The following is a 21,186-nucleotide window of genomic DNA, read 5'->3' on the forward strand; positions in this document are numbered from 1 at the left end:
GGCGCGATGGTCGAATGGCCGGTATGGCGGATCGCGTGGAGCAACGCATCGCGGCGGGACGCTCTGCCCGCGCGGAACTGCAGCCGCTGAGCCAGACGATCCACCGGCTGCAGCGCCGGATGGACAATCTGTACGGCGAGACCAGGCACTGGGACAAGAAAGTTGCCCACGGCTACGACCAGTTGGACCGGCTGGAGCGGCGGACCGGATCCTGGCTCGGATCACTGTTCGGCCGTGGCCAGGAACAGCAACTCGACGACCTGCGCGCGGAGCTCTACGAGGCCGAGGACCGCTACGACGACGCCCGCCGCCGGTTCGAGCAGACTCGCACCGAACTGGACGACGCACGAGCCCGGTACGACGACCTGCAGCTGGTCGCCGACGACTACGTGGCCGCGCTGGACGACAAGGAGTCCGGCCTGCTCACGGCCGGGGACGACACCGCTGACCGCCTGCGGGTGATCGCCACCGAGCTCGAGGACCTCGCCGTACGGCTGCGCGAGACCGACGACCTGATCACCAGCGTCGGCTGGTCCGATCGCGCCCTGGACACCCTCGAGTTCCTGGTGAACCGGGCGACAGTGGCGGCCGCCGGCGATGCGGCCGGCGGCGGCATCCTGGCCGGCAAGGCGAAGTTCGACGAACTGCAGGCCGTCGACGGCGCCGCGGCGTACGCCGACCGCTGCCTGTCCAAGCTCAGCGACGAGCTCCGGACGTACGACGAACGCCGGCCACTGCGATCCGGGCAGCCGCTCGATGCCGGCGGCCGGCTGCTCGACGTGTGGCTGGATCGCCCCGGTCTCGACATGAAGGCGTTCGTCCTCGTACTGCAGACCCGCAAGCAGATCCCGCGCACCCGGGACGTGGTCCGCCAGGTGGGCGACGACCTCGCCGCCCGCCGGACCGAGATCCTCACCGAGACCGAGGCGCTCACCGCCGAACGCACCGCCCTGCTGTCCGGCTGAACCCGCGCCCCTGCGCAGTCCTAGACTGCGGAGGTTCGAGAGGCCGATGAGGGAGCCCTGACAGTGCTGCTGTTCCTGACCGCCGTAGACGCCCGGACCGGTGTGGCCCGGGATCTCACCATCGACGCCGAGGACGACACCACCATCGGCGACCTGGCGGGAGCCCTGGCGCCGGACGGCCGCCCGCCGGCCGGTTCCGACGACGGTTCGATCCGGCTGCTCAGCAGCGCCCCGAGCGCCAACGGCTTCGACACCTCCCGCCCACCGCTGTTCCTGCGCGGCCGGCAACTGCCGGACAACGCCCTGCTGAAGGCATCCCCGGTCCGGCATGGTGCGGTCATCGGCATCGGCGCTCCGGTGGCCGACCCCGGCGTCGAGCCGAGCGGCATCGTCGACCTGTGCTGCACCGGCGGGTACGGCGCGGGCCTGGTGCACCGGCTCGGCGTCGGCTCGTACGTCCTCGGAATGGATCACTCGGCCCTGCCTCTGGTCGAGGACTCCCCCGAAGTGGCGGCGTACCTGGAGGTCGGCATCGACGGGCGGGTCATGATCCGGCCTGGCATGGAAGAGCTCGGCACCGTCCCTGCCCCGGACCGCCGGGTCCCGCTGGACGGTCCGATCATCGTCGGCGACCAGCTCCCGCCGCCGCCCAAGAAGCGCTGGTGGCAGCGCAAGAAGCAGGCGATGGAGCGGCTCAGCACGTCCCGCGACACCATCAGTCCACAGGACGCACTGCCCTACCTGCGGATCGACCGCGAGCCCGTCACCGGCGAGGTCGAGTGGGAGCCGGGCAGCGTGCTCGGCATCGGCCGCCAGTACTTCGAGCTGTCGCCGGTGACCGCTCCGGACGCGTCGCTGGTCCCGACCGCGGAGGGCGCGACGATGGACTTCAGCCGGCCGCCCCGGCTGCTGCCCGAGCAGCGCAAGACCGAGTTCTCGCTGCCAGGCGTGCCGCACCGACCGGACAAGATGCCGATCCCGTTCCTCATCGTCATCGCGCCGGTGTTCATGAGCGGGGCGACGTACCTGATCACGCATTCGACGTACACGCTGATGTTCGCGGCGATCTCGCCGCTGATGATGATCGCGAACTTCACCAGCTCCCGGCGGATGCAGAAGGTCCAGTACACCCGTCAGCTGGCCGAGTACCACGAGCAGCTCCGCAGGGTCGAGCAAGACGCGTTCGACAGCCTGCTGGACGAGCGCTCCTCCCGCCGGCACAACTGGCCGGATCCCGCCGCGCTGCTGCTGTTCGCCAACGGACCGAGGGCGCGGTTGTGGGAACGCCGGCCGAAGGACCCGGACTGGTTGGTGGTCCGGGTCGGCACCGCCGACGTGCCGAGTGCGGTGACGGTCAAGGACTCGTCGCGGATGCAGCACGAGGGTCCGTTGCGCTGGACCGCTCCCGACGTACCGGCTGTGCTGCCGCTGGCCAAGGCCGGTGTCGTGGGCATCGCCGGACCGCCCGAACTGCGGCAGACGGTGGCGCAGTCGATCCTGCTCCAGCTCGCCACCCTGCACAGCCCGGCGAACCTGCGGATGGCTGTCATCACGTACGGCGCCAACCGGGACGCGTGGTCGTGGACGCCGTGGCTGCCGCACCTGCGCCGCCGCGACGCCGGGGTCGCGGTCGCCTCCGTCGCCACCGACGCCGACACCGCGTCGCGCCGCGTCAACGAACTGCTCGCCGAGATCGACCAGCGGCGTGAGCTCGAGGAGCAGCAGGTCCCGCTCCCCGACCAGATCGTCGTCGTACTCGACGGCGCGAACGAGCTGCGGCGCAACAGCGGCGTGGTCACCCTGCTCCGGCAGGGCCCGCGGTACGGCATCTTCGCGATCTGTCTCGACGAGGACCAGCGGCAGCTCCCTGAAGAGTGCCGCGCGCTCGTCATCGGCACGCAGTACGGCGTGAGCCTGGCGACCACCCAGGAGGCCACCGTCGAGGGGATCCAGCCAGACCTGGTGCCGGCCAGCTGGTGCGACCGGCTGGCGCGGGCGCTCGCGCCGGTCCGGGACGCCACCGCCGACGGTGCCGCGTCGTCCCTGCCGGACTCGTCCCGGCTGCTCGACGTACTGCGTCTCAACGACCCGACCGGCGACGACATCGTGCAGCGGTGGAAGAGTGGCGGCCGCACCACCCGGGCAGTTGTCGGCGAAGGCGTGGAGGGCACCTTCAGCCTCGACATCCGCACCGACGGTCCGCACGGCCTGGTGGCCGGCACCACCGGTTCCGGTAAGTCCGAGCTGCTCCAGACCATCATCGCTTCGCTTGCCGTCGGCAACCGCCCGGACGAGTTCACCTTCGTGCTGGTGGACTACAAGGGTGGTGCGGCGTTCAAGGACTGCAAGCTGCTCCCGCACACCGTCGGTATGGTCACCGACCTCGACGGCCACCTGACCACCCGCGCGCTGGAGTCCCTCGGCGCCGAGCTGCGTCGCCGGGAGCATCAGCTCGCGGACGCCGACGCCAAGGACATCGACGACTACCTGGCGGCCAAGGAGGACGGCGACGCCCCGATGCCGCGGCTGCTGCTGGTCATCGACGAGTTCGCGGCCATGGTGTCGGAACTGCCCGACTTCGTCGACGGTCTCGTCGACATCGCCCGGCGTGGCCGGTCGCTCGGCGTCCACCTGATCCTGGCCACGCAGCGTCCGTCCGGCGTCGTGTCGGCCGAGATCAAGTCGAACACCAACCTGCGGATCGCGCTGCGGGTCACCGACCAGCAGGACTCGTCCGACGTCATCGACGCCTCCGACGCGGCGCACATCTCCAAGTCGACGCCGGGCCGCGCCCTGGCCCGCCTCGGCCACTCGTCCCTGATCCCGTTCCAGTCCGCCCGCGTCGGCGGCCGCCCCCGCGGAGTGCAGGTGCGCAGCGATGTCGCCGTACGCCCGTTCGACGCCGACTCCGCGGCGCGGAACCAGGCGGTCCAGGTGGTCGAGGACGAGGACGACATCACCACGCCGACCGACCTGACCAGCCTGGTCCGGGCGATCGACGCGGCCACCGCACAGATGGCCATCCCGCCGATCCCCTCGCCGTGGCTGCCGGCGCTCGAGGAGCAGCTCACACTCGACGACCTCGACCTGCCGGAGCGCAAGACCGGTGTGGTGCCACCGCTGCCCATCGGTCTTGCCGACATCCCGTACCAGCAGGCCCAGCGCACCGAGGTCTGGGACCTCGGCAAGTCGGGTCACCTGGTGATCGCCGGCGCCGGCCGGATGGGCCGCTCCACCGGCCTGCGCTGCATCGCCGGCGCGATCGGCCGGTTCTGCGACCCGCGCGATGTGCACCTCTACGGCATCGACGCGGGCAACGGTGCACTACTGCCGATGCTGTCGCTGCCGCATACCGGAGCCGTTGTCCAGCGCAACCAGGTGGACCGGATGTACCGCCTGATGAACCTGCTCAACTCCGAGGTCACCCGGCGCCAGCAACTCCTGGCCCAGCAGGGATTCGCGGACATCACCGAGCAACGCGAGGCGGTGGCCGAGGACGACCGCCTGCCGTACTTCGTGGTGCTGCTGGACCGTCTCGAGGGCTTCACCGCGGCCTACGAGTCCGTCGACGGCGGCACGATGATCGACCTGCTCATCTCGGTCCTGCAGGAGGGTGCCGGCGTCGGGATCCGCGTGGTTCTCGGGACCGACCGGAGCGGTGTCCTGGGCCGCGTCTCCGCGCTCGTCGAGGACCGGCTGATGCTGCGGATGCCCGAGGCCGGTGACTTCTCCGCGATCGGCATGCGCAGTCGCGACGTACCGACCTCGATGCCGCCGGGCCGCGCGTTCCGTGGCGGCGAGAGGCCGCGTGAGGTCCAGATCGCCTTGCTGACCGAGGATCCGACGGGTGTCGCCCAGGTCGGCGCGCTGCAGGACATCGGCCGGGTCGCGACCGAGTTGGCCGGCGAGATCCCGCTCGTGCTGCGCCCGCGGCGCGTCGACGAGCTCCCCCTCAGCATCTCGACCACCAAGGCGATGGAGCTGTCCACCAGCCAGCCGACGCAGAGCCAGATCTCCGTCGGCGTCGGCGGCGACACCCTGACCCTGCTCAGGTACGACGCGCTCCAGGACGGCGCCGGATTCCTGATCAGCGGTCCGCCCCGATCCGGCAAGAGCACGGCGCTGGAGTTCATGCTGCGGGAGGCGGATGCCATGGGCTGGCGGACGCTGATCGTCACCCCCCGGCTGTCGCCGTTGCGCAACCTCAAGGGCCGCAAGAGCCGGGGCCAGTTCCACGCGGACGCATCGATCGGCGACCTCGAGGACGCGTTGCGGTCCCTCGGACCCCGGCACCTGGTCGTCTTCGACGACTTCGACGTCCTCGGTCCGGACCACGCCGTCAGCACGGCCGTCGCGACGCACTACCAAACCCTGCGCGACTCCGGCAGCTGCGTGATCGTGGCCTGCGGCATCGATGAGGTCGGCGGCTACTACCGCGGTCTGACCGCCGACATCCGCAAGGGCCGGACCGGTCTGCTGCTGGCGCCACGATCGTCCAGCGACGGCGAGATTCTCAACGTCCGGTTGCCACGCTCGGCGACCGCCAGCCTTCCGATCGGCCGCGGCGTGTTCGCGCGGCCCGGCGGCTGGAGCTGGGCGCAGGTGCCGATCGATGGCTGACCTGCGGGGACCCGACGATCTGACCCTGGCTTTTACTAATCTGTGACGTACCTGACGACAGAGGGGTGGGCATGGCTGAAGAGCAGAACGCGTACAAGGGCACACTGAACAACTGCAAGACCTCGGTGATCCCGAATTGCCGGGACGCGATCTACCACGGGGCCGGCAACCCGGCCGACAGCCTGCTCAGCGACCTGTCGTCGGGCGGCTGGGCCTGCGACAGCGCGACCGAGTTCTCGAACACGCTGCGCGGGAAGACCGCGACGATCCTCGGTGCGTTCGACGACGCGGTCACTGTGGTCAACGCGGCGTGGAGCAAGGAGCCGGACGAGGTGCCGGAGAACGACTGGCGTGGCAACGCCTGGCCCAAGCAGTGGTCGATGAGGAACATGTGAGATGGCCGACATCAAGATCGACATCAACAAGCTCGACTCGGCGCTGAAGAAACTCGACACGCTGGTCTCGTCGACCGACTCGCAGCGCAAGTCCGCGAGCAGCAACACGCCGATCTCGCTGCCGTCACTCGAGGACGGTGAGCTCGGCAAGACCACCAAGTGGCTGACCGAGCAGAAGCCCGAGTTGCAGACCCGGCTGGACCTGGCCCGGCTGCTCGATGTCGACGGCGACGGCCAGGCGTCGTACAAGGTCGAGTACGGCGACCAGTTGTGGGAGGTCAAGCGCGGCCTCAGCGACGAGATGACCAAGCAGCTCAAGGATCTCGACGTCAACAGCGTCGACGACCGCAAGCGCGCCGCGCTGCTCGCCTCGCTGCTGAACCGGTACCAGAACGACCCGGACATCCCGTGGCAGGTCATGAACGGCCTCGGCCCCGAGGGCGTCACCGAAGTCATGAACAAGCTCCGGAACATGACCGGCCAGTACGGCAGCACGTACTGGCAGAACTCCGGCGACGCCGGAGCCGAGCACACCGCCCTGATCGATCTGCAGGAGCAGATGGGCAAGGGCCTGGCCGGCATGTTCTCCAGCGCCTCGGTGTACATGGACGGCGACTGGGGCAAGAAGATCGCCGAGGACCCGTGGTCGGCCAGCGTCTTGATGCGCTACGTCGACAAGGCGCACAAGGACATCGATCCGATGGTGTTCGAGGCCATGGGCACCGAGCTCAAGGACCGCGAGCACAACGACCCGATGATCTGGTCGCAGATCTTCAACGATCCCGACTACTGGAACTTCGGCAACGAGCACTTCAGCAACCTGAACCCCATGCGCGAGTACCTGAACGTCGCCGACAACAGCACCCGCGACGCCCAGGCCGTGATGGGCAACAAGGACCTGATGCACTACTTCACCAGCGAGCGTCAGGACTACGACCACCTCAGCGACCAGGCCGGCAAGGTCCTCAAGGTCGCAACCGTCGACGCGGCGTACAGCGACAACTACCAGTACGCCATGAGCGCCGCCGAGATCTCGTCCAACCTGCTGCACGACCTCGGTGGAAAGTCCGAGCCACTCGACGGCGTCAAGGAAGAGGTCGGCGGGATCGTCGCCACCTACATCACCGACGCCGCGCGTGTCCACGACAAGGGCGGAGACTCGACGCAGGGTTATCACCTGTGGGGCGACAAGGATCACCCGTACCCGTACGGGCTCGGCAAGGAATCCGGTCTCCCGACGTACGGCATCAACCTCAGTCAGGCGGACCTGCGCGGGGTGCTGGAGGATGTCGGCGACAACGACGCCGCGAAGTCCGCGGTCGGGAAGGCCACGTCGATCCTGAACGCAGCACGGTTCGACTACGCCGCCGCGCACCACAAGGACGACCCGACCGGGATGCACAAGGTGGCGCACGAGGCGTCCACGCTGAACGGTTTCATGACCGACTCACTGGTCAACGGCAACATCGACAGCGAGAAGGAAGCCGCCGAGGAGCGCAAGAAGGTCGCCGAGTTCTTCACGTCGCCGATCGACCTGATCCCGACCGACAAGGTCCCGGTGATCGGCGACTTCATCAAGGGCGAGGTCACCGATGCCCTGGTCGAGGGCTACACGGCGGACAAGACGTCCGACGCGATCGACAAGGCCAACGAGGCCCAGGGCAAGAGCATCTCGCTGACGCAACTGCAGGCGCTGTACGCGATGGAGCAGCATGATCTGCCCACCGGCGCCGACTGGCCGACGGAGAACGGCCACCCCAAGCCCCCGGAGAAGTTGTCGGAGCCGGAGGTGCAGCGTGTCCTCGCAAACGCCGACACCCAGACCGGCCTCACGTCCGATGTCACCGGCGAGGTGGAGAATGCCTGGGACGTGTACATGAAGAAGTACGGAGACAATTGATGCATCGCAGCCTCCTGTTCGCAGCCGCCGGTGTCCTCCTGCTGGGCCTCAGCGCCTGCGACAAGGAGGCTGCGCCGCCGGCGGCCGACGCGAAGATCTGTGGCGACACGATGGCGTCCTGGTGGTTCGATGCCACCGGCGCGCCGGCCCTGACCGGGGCCCGCGACGGCAACCTCCCGCTGACGAACCCGGGACAGACCGACGCCACCTTCAAGGCCGGGGAGTGCCACGTCTTCTCCGAGGGCAAGGAGGTCGGCCGCTTCCGGGCCGAGCTGACCACCAAGGACAGCATGACGAACGCGAACGCCTCGTTCCGGGACTACCCGGCAGCGGGCAAGTTCACCGTCGCGGACGGATCGGGAGTCGTCGAGCCCAACACCGGCGACGACGTCGGTCGTGCGTGGTGGACCTGCAAGACCACGCTGCTGCGGGTCGAGCTCTACAAGCCCAAGGACAAGGACTCGCGCGACGAGCTCGTCAAGAGCCTGGCCCAGCACATCGCTCCGGTCGTCGGCTGCCCCGGCCCTGCGCCCGGCTGATCCGGCCTGTTCCCCGGGTGGCGCCGGGGATCAAAACGGCAGGCAGGCAACGAAAAAGTCCCGCACACCACCTGGTGAGCGGGACTTCTCGTTGGGCTGCGTCAGCGGGGCGAGGTGACCTTGGGGAGGTCGCGGTGCTGGCCCTCTTCCTTCGCACCGATCTTGAAGTGCTGCTGCTGGAACGCGACGTCGTTGGAGGCCGCCGCGAACGCCTGGCACATGTTCGTCAGCGAGCTCTTGAAGTCAACCCAAGCCGTCGCGAACTCCGTAGCACCCTTGGAGTGCCACTCCTCGGCGGCCCGGGAGTGTGCACCGTCGACATCGGTCACGATCTGGTCGGCCGAGTTCATGCTCGCGACCAGCTTGTCGTACAGGTTCTCCAGATCCGCAATGTTGGCCTGCGCCATCTCAACCTCCCAGTCAGGGGCCCCCTCGTGAGACCTCCTCGAATAAGAAAAACATACGGCTCCGAGGGGTCATCCCGTGGCTGTGTGGCGCTCGCCACCTACGACCTTTTCAGGGGCCGGCTGAACCTCGTCGTCCGTAACCTTGAGTGACCGAATGTGACGAGGGGTGCCATGGCCGACATCAAGATCGACATCAAGTTGCTCGACTCCGCGCTGAAGAAGCTCGACACGCTCGTCTCGAGCGTGGACGGGCAGCGCAACTCGGCCAAGAGCAACACGCCGATCGCGCTGCCGTCGCTGGACGACGGCACGCTCGGGAAGACCACCAAGTGGCTGACCGAGCAGAAACCCGAGCTGCAGACCCGGCTCGACCTGGCCAAGCTGCTCGACGTCGACGGCGACGGACAGGCGTCGTACAAGGTCGAACACGGCGACAAGCTGTGGGAGGTCAAGCAGGCGCTCGGCAACGAGATGACCAAGCAGCTCAAGGACCTGGACATCGACAACGCCGACGACCGCAAGCGCGCCGCGCTGCTCGCCGCGCTGCTGAACCGCTACCAGGACGACAAGGACGTCTCGTGGCAGGTCATGAACGGGCTCGGCCCCAAGGGCGTGTCCGACGTGATGAACAAGCTGAAGGATCTGTTCGGGCGCAACAGCAACGGGTACTGGCAGACCACCCTCAACCCCGGTGACGAGCACCAGGCGCTGATCGATCTGCAGGAGCAGATGGGCAAGGGCCTGGCCGGCATGTTCTCCACCGCCTCGGCCAAGATGGATCCCGAGTGGGGCAAGAAGATGGCCGAGGACCCGTGGTCGGCGGCCATCCTGCTGCACTACATCGACAAGTCCCGCAAGGATGTCGACCCGGCGGTCTTCGAGTCGATGGGCACCGCGCTCAAGGACCGCGAGCACAACGACCCGACCATCTGGGGCCAGATCTACAACGACCCCGACTACCGGCACTTCGGCAAGGACAGCTTCAAGGAGATCAACCCGCTGCGCGAGTACCTGAACGTCGCCGACAACAGCACCCGCGACGCCCAGGCCGTGATGGGCAACAAGGACCTGCTGCACTACTTCACCGTCGAGCGTCAGGACGGCGACCACCTCAGCACGCAGGCCGGCAAGGTACTGAGCACCGCCACCATCGACGCGGCGTACAGCCACGACCAGGGTGAGGCCAAGAAGGCCGCCGAGATCTCCTCGAACCTGTTGTTCGACATCGGCGGCAAGGAGAAGCCGCTCGACGGTGTCAAGGAGGAGGTCGGCGGCATCATCGCCACCTACATCGGCGACGCCGACCGGGTGCACGATGCCAACGTCGGCGAGGACACGCCGGGAACCCATGCCTGGGGCGACAAGGACAATCCCTACGGCTTCGGACTCGGCAAGGAATCCGGCCTCCCTGCCTACGGCATCAACCTCAACCAGGCCGTCTTGCGTGGTGCGTTGCAAGACGTCGGCGACAACGAGGCCGCCGCATCCGCGGTCGGAAGGGCCACGTCGATCCTCAACGCCGCGCGCTTCGACTACGCCGCCGAGCACCAGCGCAGCGACAGCGGGTCAATGCACAAGGCGGCTCACGAGGGCGCGACGCTGACGGGGTTCATGACGGACTCACTGGTCAACGGAGACATCGAGAGCGCGACGGAAGCTGCGAAGGAGCGCAAGAAGATCGCGGAGCTGTTCACATCGCCGATCGACCTGGTCAAGACCGACAAGGTCCCGGTGATCGGTGACCTGGTCAAGGGCGCGGTCAAGGACGCTATCGTCGACGGCTACACGGCCGACAAGACGTCGGACGCGATCAAATCGGCGAACGAGAATCAGACCTCGACCATGTCCCTGACGCAACTGCAGGCGCTGTACGCGATGGAGAAGCATGACCTGCCCAGCGGCGTCGACGACTGGCCGACCGAGCACGGCCGTCCCAAGCTCCCGGAAGAGCTGAGCAAGGAGGAGATGCAGCGCGTTCTGTTGCAGGCCGATGGCCAGACCGGGCTGACGTCCGACGTCACCGGTGAGATCGACAACTCCTTCGACGACTTCCAGAAGAAGTACGGAGACAAGTGATGCGGCGCAGCCTCCTTCTCGCAGCGGTGGGCGTACTCCTGCTGGGCCTGTGTGCCTGCGAGAAGGACGCTGCGCCACCGGCGGCCGACGCGAAGCTCTGCGACGTGACCATGGCGTCGTGGTGGTTCGATGCCACCGGCGCACCGGCGCTGACCGGGGTCCGCGACGGCAGACTCCCACTGACGAACCCGACCCAGTCGGAGGCCACCTACAAGCGCGCCGGGTGCACTGTCTTCTCCGAGGGCAAGGAAGTGGGTTCCTTCACGGCCGAGCTGACCACCAAGATCAAGGCCCAGGGTGCGGACGGTTCGCTCAAGAAGTATCCGGACGCAGGCAAGTTCACCGTCGCCGGCGGATCAGGCGGGGTCGAACCGAACACGGGCGACGTCGGTCGCGCACGCTGGCTCTGCAAGACCACCGTCCTGCGCGTCGAGCTCATCAAGCCCAAGGACAAGGACTCCCGCGACGAACTCGTCAAGAACCTCGCACAGCAGATCGCCCCACTGGTCGGTTGCCCCGGCCCCTCCGCAGAGTAGGGGTGACCTGGGAGTCCTCGGACCGATAGGGTCGGTGCCTTCAGTCGACCGGGGTAACGAGTACTGGGGAACATCCATGCGCAGGGCTGCAGGCTCGGTGGTGCTCATGGCTTGTGGAGCGATGTTGGCGGCTTGTGGGCACGAACCAGCAGCAGCTCCGCCGCCGCTGGGACCGCCTGCGCCGATCGCAGGTGTGGTCAAGTCGTCCGACCTGCCCGGATCGCCGCAGCAGGAGCCGTTGGACGAGGACGGCGTACCGCCCAACGGGTGCAAGCTCGGCGGCGCTTCAGGCCTCCAGGATCATGCGGATCAGACGCAGTTCGTCCAGTACTCGCTCGCCGGCGGGACCGTGGTGAAGTCGTTCCTCTACACCTACAAGGACACGACGCTGCTGACCAAGGACTGGAATCTCCTTGTCAGCGGCAACAAGAACTGCGTCGGCCGGATGACCGGTCCCCCGAACGGCGGCTACGGCCTCCTGGAGGACCTCCCGGCGACCGTGACGGGCTACGAGACCTTCCTGCGCACAACGACCCAGGTCACCCACTCCGAGCGCGCCTGGTCCCGCCGAGGCACCGACAGCATCGTCTCCGTCCTCGTCACCCACACCACCACCGACCTCACCGCCGACCCCATGTCCACCCTCCCCGCCGACGCCCAAGCCCTCACGCAGAAGGTGGCCGCCGAGTAGACAGCAAAAGACCCGGCTCGGTCGTACCGAGCCGGGTCCTGTTGCCTTGATCAACGAGCGACGGCCTGAACCTCCAGTACGCCGATGTTGGTGGTGTAGCTCTGCGGTGCGGGCTGCTGCGGGATCGCGCCCATGTCCGTGCCGTTGTACGACCAGGTCGCGCCCCACGTGGTGGTCGCGGTGACCGGCGTGGTGCCGCCGAGGGGGCTCGCCTTGGTGAACTGGATCGTGCACGGATTGGCGGCGCCCGGGGCGTACGGCGTACCCATGCCGTTGCAGGTGGTCGATCCCGCACCCGGTGCGGAAACGGTCAGCGTGGACAGCTTCGCCTCGACGTGGGCCGTCTGCGCGCCGGTCACCGAGTTCGCGGTGGCGTCGACGTACAGGTTGTCGACCCGGTCCTTCACCCAGACCCAGGTGTCCAGGTTGACCAGCGTGGACCCGTCGCCGCTCCGCTTGGGGTTCCAGTCGATGGCCGGTTCGGGGATGGTCAGTTCGCGCGATGCGACGTCACGCAGCAGTTGCGGCGGAACCGGCGGGGTGGGCGGAGCCTGTCCGGCGGGGACGTACACCGACTTGTGGTTGGCGAACCACTCGTCGGCGAACTTGAAGAACGAGTCCAGGTCGTCGCCGAACGTCTCTGACGAGCAGACGCCGCCGTACCAGTGACCCTTGTCGTCGTCCTTGTACTGCTCGTACCCCGGGTACGGCTTGAACGCGCCGTCCAGGTCACCACCGGTGTGATGCCAGTCGGCGTTGGCCTTCCCGCTGCTGACCCACTCGTAGTACTCCTTGCCGGTCATCCCGGGCTCCATGTAGCACGGCGCGGGCACCGACACGGTCCGCGATGCGCTGTGCCCGGAGCTACCTCCCCGCACTCCCGTCCCGGTCACGGTGATGGTGACGGTTCCGCCGCTCGTGGTGGGGGTGGTGCCGGGGGGTGGGTCGAAGGCCAGGGCGGGGCCGGCGGACGTCAGCAGTAGGCCGACACCGAGTGCAGTGGTCCCCAGAGCCGTGCGCATTTTCAGCATCGGGTTTCCTTCAGAACGTAGTTGCTCACTTTCCAGATGCCTGCCGAGCGGGACAGGGTCGTCTGGATGGTCAGGGTGGGACTGCGACGCACACTCGCGTCGACGTACTTCGTGCCGTTCGCGCGGTAGGTGATCAGCTTGGTCTGGTCGAGGCAGCCGTTGACCGCGGCAACTTCCCCGGACGCCTGCGCCTTGGTGACCCGGACGGTCATCGTGCCGCCCGAGTGTTCCTTCCGGCCCAGTTGCGGTTTCAGCACCGCGTCGAGGTACTTCACCACCACGGGCTCCGCGGACCGCGACATCGGCGGGGGCGAGCTCTCACCCGCCGCCAGGGCGCCGAAGGCCAAGTGCAGTTGCTGGAAGGTGACGACGGCCGCCGAGGCGCCGGCAGTGAGTCCCGCGGGCCGCCGCAGGTCCACCGTCAGGTTCCTGTACTTCCCGACCGAACGCGTCGGCTGGGTCGTCGGGGTCGGGCTCGCGCTCGAGGTCGCGGACGGAGTCCCCGGGGTCGCCGAGGTGGGCGCCGACGAGTCCGGCACGGTCGGCAGGCCGCCGGTGTCGTCTCCGCCTCCGCAGGCTGCCGGGAGGACCGCGAGCGGGGCCAGCAGCAGTACGGCCAGACGCGAGCGGGCCACAGAAACCTCCGTCGATAGGCACAGAGCCGGGAACACGTTACCCGCTCAACGGTTCACCACGACGTCGGGGTTCACGGGCCGAACTCCGTCAGCGGTTGGGGACCTGGACCTCGATGACGCGGATGTTGGTGGTGCCGGGGGCCGGGTCGAGTTGTTCGGGGGTGTCGCCCTGCGGGCCGCCGGGGTTGGAGGACCAGGTGGTGTGCCAGTTGGTCTTCGCGGTCACGGGGCTGGTGCCACCGCCGGCGCTGGCCTTGTTGAAGGTGAGGGCGCACTGGCCGGTGGCGCCGGGGGCGTACGGTACGCCGGCGTTCGGGCAGGTGACGGTGTCCGCGTTGGGGGCGGACACGGTCATGCCGGTCAGGTCCGCGTCGACGCGGGCCGAGATCCGGCCGACCATCGAGTTGACCGAGGCCTCGACGTAGTAGTTGGTTGCGCGGTCCTGGAGCCAGACCCAGGTGTCCAGGTTGACGAGGGTCGCGGCGTCGCCGGTGTGCTTCGGGTTCCAGTCCAGCCGCGGCGCCGGCACGGTCAAGGCGTCGAAGGCGACGTTGCGCAGGATCTCCGGCGGTACCGGCGGGATCGGGGGCGTGCCACCGGCCGGTACGTAGACGCCCCGGTGCTCGGCGAACCAGGCGTCGGAGTACTTGAAGAAGGCGTCCAGGTCGTCACCGAAGGACTCCGACGAGCACATGCCGCCGTACCAGTGGCCCTTGTCGTCGTCCTTGTACTTCTCGTAGCCCGGGTACGGATCGATCGTGTCACCGTTGGGTCCGCGGCCCATGGTGCCGCCGTTCTCGACCCACTCGTAGTACTCCTTGCCGGTCATGCTCTGGATGTACATGCACGGGACCGGCGTCGACACCGTCTGGGTCCCGCCCTGTCCGCCCGAACCGCCGCGGACACCGGTCCCGGTGACGGTGATGCTGATGGTGTTGCCGCCGGCACCCGGTGTCGGTGTCGTGCGGTCGGCGAAGGCCGGCTGTGCTGCTGTCGCCAGGCCGGCCACTCCGAGTGCGGTCAGGATCGCCAGTCGTCGGATCAACATGCTTCCGCCTTGAGGTTGTACTCGGTCACCTTCCAGACACCGGCGATGTTGCCGAGGATGACGCTCGCGCTGAGCTTGGGATCCTTCTTGGCCCCAGGTCCCACGTACGTCGTCCCGTTGGCCCGGACCAGCACCGACTTCGACTGGTCGTAGCAAGTGTCCAATGCAGCGGCGGCAGCGCTCGTCCTGACCACCTTGGTGGTGACAGTGATCGCACCGCCGGTGCGCACCTTCTGGGTTTTCTGACTCTGCAGGATGCGCCGGATGTCCTGCAGAGCAGCGGCCGCGCCCCACGTCGCCAGGGTCGGATCCTCGACGTTCGTCGCCTGGGTCTTGTGCGAGGCACGCTCGAAGGCGTCGTACGCCTGCAACGCCTGGGCAGCGGCGGCCGGCGGGGCCGGCTTGTGGTTGATGACGAGAGTAAGTGCACCGTACTTCTGGGTACTGGTGGTCGGCACCGGCGTGGGCGTTGCGGCCGAGGCCGGCGTCGTGGCCGGGGTACTGCTCGAGGGACCGCTCGAATCCGAACCCGCCGCCGGCAGGCCACCTGTGTCGTCCGATCCGCCACAGGCTGCGGGCAGCACCATCATCGGCACCAGCAGCAGGGCAGCAAGCCGTGCGCGAACCACAGACACCTCCGACTATCCGGTCGCTCCGGACACCTTACCGTCGGAGAGGGCCAGGTCACTCGCCGATGCGGTCGATGACCAGCGGGGTCGGGTCGTACGACGTGGCGACCTCGACGGCGTCGGTCAGGGACTCGAGGGCTCGATCGAAGCGGGTGGGGTCGTCGGTGTGGAGGGTGAGGAGCGGCTGGCCCTCGGTCACCTGGTCGCCGGGTTTGGCGTGGAGTTCGACGCCGGCGACCGCGGAGACGGGGTCCTCCTTGCGGGCGCGGCCGGCGCCGAGGCGCCAGGCGGCCACGCCGATGCCGAGGGCATCGAGTTTGGACAGTACGCCGGTGGCCGGAGCCGGTACGACGTGTTGCTCGGGGGCGACCGGAAGAACGGCGGACGGGTCGCCGCCCTGGGCCGCGATCATGGTGCGCCAGACGTCCATCGCCGTACCGTCGCGGAGCTTCTCGGCCGGGTCCACGTCCGTGACGCCGGCCGCGGCCAGCATCTCGGCCGCCAGCGCGATCGTCAGCTCGACCACATCGGCCGGGCCGCCGCCGGCCAGGACCTCGACGGACTCGCGGACCTCGAGCGCGTTGCCCGCGGTCAATCCGAGCGGGACGGACATGTCGGTGATCAGGGCAACAGTCTTCACGCCGGCGTCCGTGCCCAGGGCAACCATGGTTTCGGCCAGCTCGCGGGCGTCGGCGAGTTCCTTCATGAAGGCGCCGGAGCCGACCTTCACGTCCAGCACCAGCGCACCGGTGCCCTCGGCGATCTTCTTGCTCATGATCGAACTGGCGATCAGCGGGATCGCCTCCACCGTTCCGGTCACGTCCCGCAGCGCGTACAGCTTCTTGTCCGCGGGCGCGAGGCCGTCGCCGGCGGCGCAGATCACCGCGCCGACCTCGTCCAGCTGGCGCATCAGTTCGTCGTTCGAGAGCGCGGCACGCCAGCCCGGGATGGACTCGAGCTTGTCCAGCGTGCCGCCGGTGTGTCCGAGGCCGCGGCCGGACAGCTGCGGTACGGCGGCGCCGCAGGCGGCCACCACCGGTGCCAGCGGCAACGTGATCTTGTCGCCGACGCCACCGGTCGAGTGCTTGTCCGCGGTCGGCCGGGACAGCTTGGCGAAGTCCATCCGCTCGCCGGACGCGATCATCGCCGCGGTCCAGCGGGCGATCTCGCGACGGTTCATGCCGTTCAGCAGGATCGCCATCGCCAGGGCGGACATCTGTTCGTCCGCGACGTCGCCCCGGGTGTACGCGTCGATCACCCAGTCGATCTGACCGTCGCTCAGCTCGCCCTTGTCCCGCTTGGTGCGGATGACATCCACCGCGTCGAAGCTCACTACTTCTCCAGGTCCTCGGGCCCGAACGCGTCGGGCAACAGCTCACGCAGCGGCCGCGGCCCGGTCGGGGTCTCCAGCAACAGATCCGGCCCGCCGTTCTCGTGCAGCAACTGGCGGCACCGCCCGCACGGCGTCAGCAGGTCGCCGTGCTGGTCCACGCAGGTGAACGCGACCAGCCGGCCGCCGCCGGTGCGGTGCAGCTCGGACACCAGCCCGCACTCGGCGCACAGGGCCAGTCCGTACGACGCGTTCTCGACGTTGCACCCGGCAACGATGCGCCCGTCGTCGACGTACGCCGCCGCCCCGACCGCGAAGCCGGAGTACGGCGCATAGGCGCGACCCATCACCTCGACAGCGATCGCCCGCAGCGCCGGCCAGTCGACCTCCCCCGGCACGGCGCTAACCTGCCTGACCGCGTCGATATCTCAACCCGTCGGCGGCCGGCATCCGGAGTCGCTGCGCGGCCAGCCCAAGCACCAGGAGGGTGGTCACGTACGGCGTCATCCGGGTGAAGTCGGCCGGCACCGTGTCGGTGGTGAAGAACCAGACCGCGAAGCCGACCGCGATGACCAGCGAGGTCGCCGCGGCGATCTTGAGCCCACGCCGGAACTGCAGGATCGCAACGCCCAGCAGGATGATCGCGACCAGGATCAGCAGTGCGTGCACGGCCTCACCACCGGCCCGGAGCTGGAGTGCGTCGGTGTAGCCGAACAGCACCGAACCCATCACCAGCCCGCCGGGCCGCCAGTTGCCGAAGATCATCGCGGCCAGGCCGATATAGCCACGCCCACCGGTCTGCCCGTTCTGGTAGATCCCGGACGAGACGAGCGCGATGAACGCACCACCGGCCCCGGCGATCGCACCGGACGTCAGTACGGCGATGACCTTGTACCGGTAGACGTTGACGCCCAGGCTCTCCGCCGCCACCGGGCTCTCACCGCACGACCGCAGCCGGAGGCCGAACCCCGTCCGCCACAGCAGCAGCGCGCTGCCGACGATGAAGATTACCGCCAGCACCGTCATGCTCGACAGCTCGGTGGTCACGGCGGCCACGAGCGAGGCCAGGTCGGAGATGATGAACCAGTGCTTGTCCTGCAGCGTGATCATCGCATCGGAGATCCCGGGAAGGGTGATCGACAGCGGGGCGTCCAGTGGTGGTGACTGGGTCGGGCCACCGCCGCGCAGGCCGGAGAACCACGTGTCGGCGAGGAAGGCGGCCGCACCCAGCGCGATGATGTTGATCGCCACGCCGGACACGATGTGGTCGACGCCGAAGTACACGGTTGCGAGCGCGTGCAGCGCGGCCCCGATCAGACCGAAGACCATCGCGCCGACGATTCCCGCCCACGGGCCGTACCAGTAACCGAAGTACCCGGCGCCGATGGTGCCCAGGATCATCATGCCCTCGAGGCCGATGTTGACCACGCCCGCGCGTTCCGACCACAGACCGGCCAGCGCCGCGAGGGCGATCGGGACCGAGGCGTTGACCGTCTCGCGCATAGTCCCGGCCGAGTCGACCTCGTTGGCGCCGGTGAGCACCCGGACCGCGGAGATCAGGACCAGGCCGACCAGCAGCCAGACCCAGATGCTGATCCGCCGCCGCGGGACGAGGGCCGCGGACGGGGCTCCGGCGGGCCGGAGCTCTTCGGGAGCCATCGTCATCGGGTCGCCTCCGGGGTCGCCTCGGACGGGGCCGAGGTACTGAGTTCCGCTGCCACCTGCCGCTGTTCCAGCGCGTTGCGGTACCGGCGGACCACCTCGTAGGCGATGACGACGGCGAGCACGATGATGCCCTGGCTGATCGCGACGATGTCCGGCGAGACCTGCGCGTTGATCTCGAGCAGGTTGCTCTGCTCGGTCAGGTACGAGAACAGCAGCGCACCGAACGCGATGCCGATCGGGTTGTTCCGGCCGAGCAGTGCCACCGCGATCCCGGAGAAGCCGATACCGGCCTGGAAGGTGGTGCCGTAGCTGTGCGAGCTGCCGAACAGCAGCGGCAGCCCGATCAGCCCGGCCACCGCGCCCGAGATCATCAACGAGACGACCACCATCCGCCGTACGTCGATGCCGCTGGCAACGGCCGCGCTGGCCGACGTGCCGGTGGCCCGCAGCGCGAAGCCGAACTTCGACCGGTTCAGCAGGATGGCGTAACCGATCCCGCCGAGTACGGCCAGCAGGGACAGGCCGAGCAGCTCGTTCGGGGCCCCGGACAGCAACTTGATGCCGCCCACCCAACTGTCCCGCGGGATCTCCTCGGTGGCCAGGTTGCTCCCGGTCGACACCCCGACTTTTCGGAGCAGGTACGCCGTCAGCGAGAGCGCGATCGCGTTCAGCATGATCGTCGAGATCACCTCGCTGACGCCGCGGGTGACCTTCAGTACGCCGGCGATCGAGGCCCAGATCGCGCCGACCAGCATCGCCAGGATGATGGAGACCACCACATTGATCGGTCCCGGCAACCAGCCCTGGGCGGCGAACACGGCGGCGGCGAAGACCGCGATCTGGTACTGGCCCTCGACACCGATGTTGAACAGGTTCATCCGGAACCCGATCGCGGCCGCCAGGCCGGACAGGTACAGGATCGACGCGTTGTTCAGGATGTTGATGACGTTGCGCTCGGCCGGCGCGGAGAAGATCGTGCTCAGGAAGCCGGAGACCGAACTGCCGGCCGCCAGCAGGATCAGGCAGGTGATCAGCAGCGCGACGACGATGGCGAGTACCGGCGCGGCGAGCGCCAGCGCGATCCGGCGCAGATCGAGCTTGCCCATCACTCCTCTTCTCCGGCACCGGTCATCGCCGAGCCGAGCTGCTCCGGGGTGACCGTGTCAGGGTCGAATTCGCCGACCAGCCGGCCGCGCAGGATGACCTCGATCTGGTCCGACAGGCCGATCAGCTCGTCCAGGTCGGCGGAGATCAGCAACACGGCCAGCCCCTGCCGGCGGGCGTCGCGGATGTGGTCCCAGATCGCGGCCTGCGCGCCGACGTCCACGCCCCGGGTCGGGTGGGATGCGATCAGCAGGACCGGGTCGCCACTCATCTCCCGGCCGACGATGAACTTCTGCTGGTTACCGCCGGACAGTGCCCGTGCGGTGGTCTCGATCGACGGCGTCCGGACGTCGAATTGGTCGACGATGCGCTGACTGTCCTTGCGCGCGCCGGCCTTGTTGATCCACGGTCCGCGCACGGTCGGCGGACGGTCCTGGTGACCGAGGATCCGGTTCTCCCAGAGCGGGAAGTCGAGCAGCAGGCCGTGCCGGTGCCGGTCTTCGGGGATGTACCCGATGCCCGCGTTGCGGCGGGCCGCGGTGGACCAGTCGGTGATGTCCTCGGTTCCCAGCCGGACCCGGCCCGAGGTGGGCGGCCGGATGCCCATCACCAGCTCGACCAGTTCGGTCTGACCGTTGCCCTCGACACCGGCGATGCCGAGCACCTCGCCACGGTGGATGCGCAACGACACGTCGTCCAGCAGGTTCCGCTCCCCGGCACCGGCCAGGGTCACGTTCTCGACCTCGAGCTGAACGTCGTCGGTGACCGTCGACTCCTCGGTGCTGGGTGAAGGCAGCTCCGAGCCCACCATCAGCTCCGCCAACTGGCGCGCGGTCACGTCTTTCGGCTGGACGGCGGCCACCGTGGTGCCGCGTCGCATCACCGTCACGTCGTCGGCGACCGCAAGTACCTCGTCCAGCTTGTGCGAGATGAACAGCAGCGTGTAGCCCTGGGCCTTCAGCTCGCGCAGGTTGCCGAACAGTGCGTCGACCTCCTGCGGCACCAGGACGGCGGTCGGCTCGTCCAGGATGATGATCTTCGCGCCGCGGTACAGGACCTTGAGGATCTCGATCCGTTGCCGCTGGCCCACACCGAGGTCCTCGACCAGGTGGTCGGGCGACAGACCGAAGCCGTAGGAGCCGGACAGTTCGTTGATCTTGGCCCGGGCCTTGTCGCCGATCCCGTACAGCTTCTCGGCGCCGAGGACAACGTTCTCCAGCACGGTCAGGTTGTCGGCCAGCATGAAGTGCTGGAACACCATCCCGACACCGTGCTGGATGGCATCGGCCGGCGAGTGCAGCACGATCTCGTCGCCGCCGATCTCGATCGTGCCCTCGTCCGGCTTCTGCACGCCGTACAGGATCTTCATCAACGTCGACTTGCCGGCGCCGTTCTCGCCCACCAGGGCGTGCACCGTGCCGGTCCGGACCTCGATGTCGACGTCGTGATTGGCCACCACACCGGGAAAACTCTTGCCGATTCCCCTCAGCCGGACGGCCATCGTCTGAGTCATGGTGTCGATGTCACACGCTCCCAGGTCTTGCGGCGACCTCGTTGTCGCCGGGACGAGCCTCGGGCCCGGGCCGCAACGCTACCGCGTCATCGGCCCGAGCCC

The 21,186-nt window shown here is 68.4% G+C and carries 18 protein-coding genes; 8 read left to right on the top strand and 10 right to left on the bottom strand.

Annotated elements, in window-relative coordinates; all coding sequences use genetic code 11:
* Positions 1-23 precede the first annotated feature (23 nt).
* The 5 genes from E0H73_RS07905 to E0H73_RS07925 all read left to right on the top strand — a co-directional run bounded on the left by E0H73_RS07905 (position 24) and on the right by E0H73_RS07925 (position 8,419).
* On the top strand, positions 24-965 hold the full coding sequence (locus tag E0H73_RS07905; protein WP_131352830.1) for a coiled-coil domain-containing protein: 942 nt from the start codon (positions 24-26) through the stop codon (positions 963-965).
* Positions 966-1,028: 63 nt separating this feature from the next.
* Complete coding sequence (locus tag E0H73_RS07910; protein ID WP_202867249.1) at positions 1,029-5,585, top strand: FtsK/SpoIIIE domain-containing protein; 4,557 nt, start codon at positions 1,029-1,031, stop codon at positions 5,583-5,585.
* Between the two features lie 71 nt (positions 5,586-5,656).
* Positions 5,657-5,980: a hypothetical protein gene (locus E0H73_RS07915; protein WP_131352832.1), complete on the top strand. Its 324-nt coding sequence runs from the start codon at positions 5,657-5,659 to the stop codon at positions 5,978-5,980.
* 1 nt (position 5,981) lies between these two features.
* Positions 5,982-7,880 (top strand): DUF6571 family protein, encoded by a 1,899-nt coding sequence (locus E0H73_RS07920; protein ID WP_131352833.1) that lies wholly within the window; start codon positions 5,982-5,984, stop codon positions 7,878-7,880.
* Positions 7,880-8,419 (top strand): hypothetical protein, encoded by a 540-nt coding sequence (locus E0H73_RS07925; protein WP_131352834.1) that lies wholly within the window; start codon positions 7,880-7,882, stop codon positions 8,417-8,419. Before E0H73_RS07920 ends, E0H73_RS07925 begins: the two co-directional genes overlap by 1 nt.
* 101 nt (positions 8,420-8,520) lie before the next feature.
* Here E0H73_RS07925 and E0H73_RS07930 read toward each other — a convergent pair whose 3' ends face one another.
* Complete coding sequence (locus tag E0H73_RS07930) at positions 8,521-8,826, bottom strand: hypothetical protein (RefSeq protein ID WP_131352835.1); 306 nt, start codon at positions 8,824-8,826, stop codon at positions 8,521-8,523.
* Positions 8,827-8,997: 171 nt separating this feature from the next.
* On the opposite strand from E0H73_RS07930, the gene E0H73_RS07935 reads away from it, so the two are divergent.
* From E0H73_RS07935 to E0H73_RS07945, 3 genes are all read left to right on the top strand, one after another.
* Positions 8,998-10,902 carry a hypothetical protein gene (locus E0H73_RS07935; RefSeq protein WP_131352836.1) on the top strand — a complete coding sequence of 635 codons (1,905 nt, stop codon included), beginning with the start codon at positions 8,998-9,000 and terminating at the stop codon, positions 10,900-10,902.
* Positions 10,902-11,438, top strand: a complete 537-nt coding sequence (locus E0H73_RS07940; RefSeq protein ID WP_131352837.1) for a hypothetical protein — start codon at positions 10,902-10,904, stop codon at positions 11,436-11,438. The genes E0H73_RS07935 and E0H73_RS07940 overlap by 1 nt, the downstream gene beginning before the upstream one ends.
* A 76-nt stretch (positions 11,439-11,514) precedes the next feature.
* Positions 11,515-12,129: a hypothetical protein gene (locus E0H73_RS07945; protein ID WP_131352838.1), complete on the top strand. Its 615-nt coding sequence runs from the start codon at positions 11,515-11,517 to the stop codon at positions 12,127-12,129.
* 50 nt (positions 12,130-12,179) lie between these two features.
* Here E0H73_RS07945 and E0H73_RS07950 read toward each other — a convergent pair whose 3' ends face one another.
* The 9 genes from E0H73_RS07950 to E0H73_RS07990 all read right to left on the bottom strand — a co-directional run bounded on the left by E0H73_RS07950 (position 12,180) and on the right by E0H73_RS07990 (position 21,084).
* Positions 12,180-13,160, bottom strand: coding sequence for a hypothetical protein (locus E0H73_RS07950; RefSeq protein ID WP_165555531.1), 981 nt, complete (start codon positions 13,158-13,160; stop codon positions 12,180-12,182).
* Positions 13,154-13,795, bottom strand: a complete 642-nt coding sequence (locus E0H73_RS07955) for a hypothetical protein (protein WP_165555533.1) — start codon at positions 13,793-13,795, stop codon at positions 13,154-13,156. The genes E0H73_RS07950 and E0H73_RS07955 overlap by 7 nt, the downstream gene beginning before the upstream one ends.
* Positions 13,796-13,883: 88 nt before the next feature.
* Entirely contained in the window at positions 13,884-14,843 is a 960-nt protein-coding gene (locus E0H73_RS07960; protein WP_131352841.1) for a hypothetical protein, read from the bottom strand.
* Entirely contained in the window at positions 14,837-15,472 is a 636-nt protein-coding gene (locus E0H73_RS07965) for a hypothetical protein (RefSeq protein ID WP_131352842.1), read from the bottom strand. The genes E0H73_RS07960 and E0H73_RS07965 overlap by 7 nt, the downstream gene beginning before the upstream one ends.
* Before the next feature lie 55 nt (positions 15,473-15,527).
* Positions 15,528-16,805, bottom strand: a complete 1,278-nt coding sequence (locus tag E0H73_RS07970; protein WP_202867250.1) for a thymidine phosphorylase — start codon at positions 16,803-16,805, stop codon at positions 15,528-15,530.
* Entirely contained in the window at positions 16,805-17,200 is a 396-nt protein-coding gene (locus E0H73_RS07975; protein ID WP_131352843.1) for a cytidine deaminase, read from the bottom strand. Before E0H73_RS07975 ends, E0H73_RS07970 begins: the two co-directional genes overlap by 1 nt.
* A 4-nt stretch (positions 17,201-17,204) precedes the next feature.
* Positions 17,205-18,467 carry an ABC transporter permease gene (locus tag E0H73_RS07980; RefSeq protein ID WP_131352844.1) on the bottom strand — a complete coding sequence of 421 codons (1,263 nt, stop codon included), beginning with the start codon at positions 18,465-18,467 and terminating at the stop codon, positions 17,205-17,207.
* Complete coding sequence (locus E0H73_RS07985) at positions 18,464-19,573, bottom strand: ABC transporter permease (protein ID WP_131352845.1); 1,110 nt, start codon at positions 19,571-19,573, stop codon at positions 18,464-18,466. Before E0H73_RS07985 ends, E0H73_RS07980 begins: the two co-directional genes overlap by 4 nt.
* Entirely contained in the window at positions 19,573-21,084 is a 1,512-nt protein-coding gene (locus E0H73_RS07990) for an ABC transporter ATP-binding protein (protein ID WP_131352846.1), read from the bottom strand. The genes E0H73_RS07985 and E0H73_RS07990 overlap by 1 nt, the downstream gene beginning before the upstream one ends.
* Positions 21,085-21,186 lie beyond the last annotated feature (102 nt).

This window comes from Kribbella pittospori (genome assembly GCF_004331465.1).
Lineage (GTDB): Bacteria > Actinomycetota > Actinomycetes > Propionibacteriales > Kribbellaceae > Kribbella > Kribbella pittospori.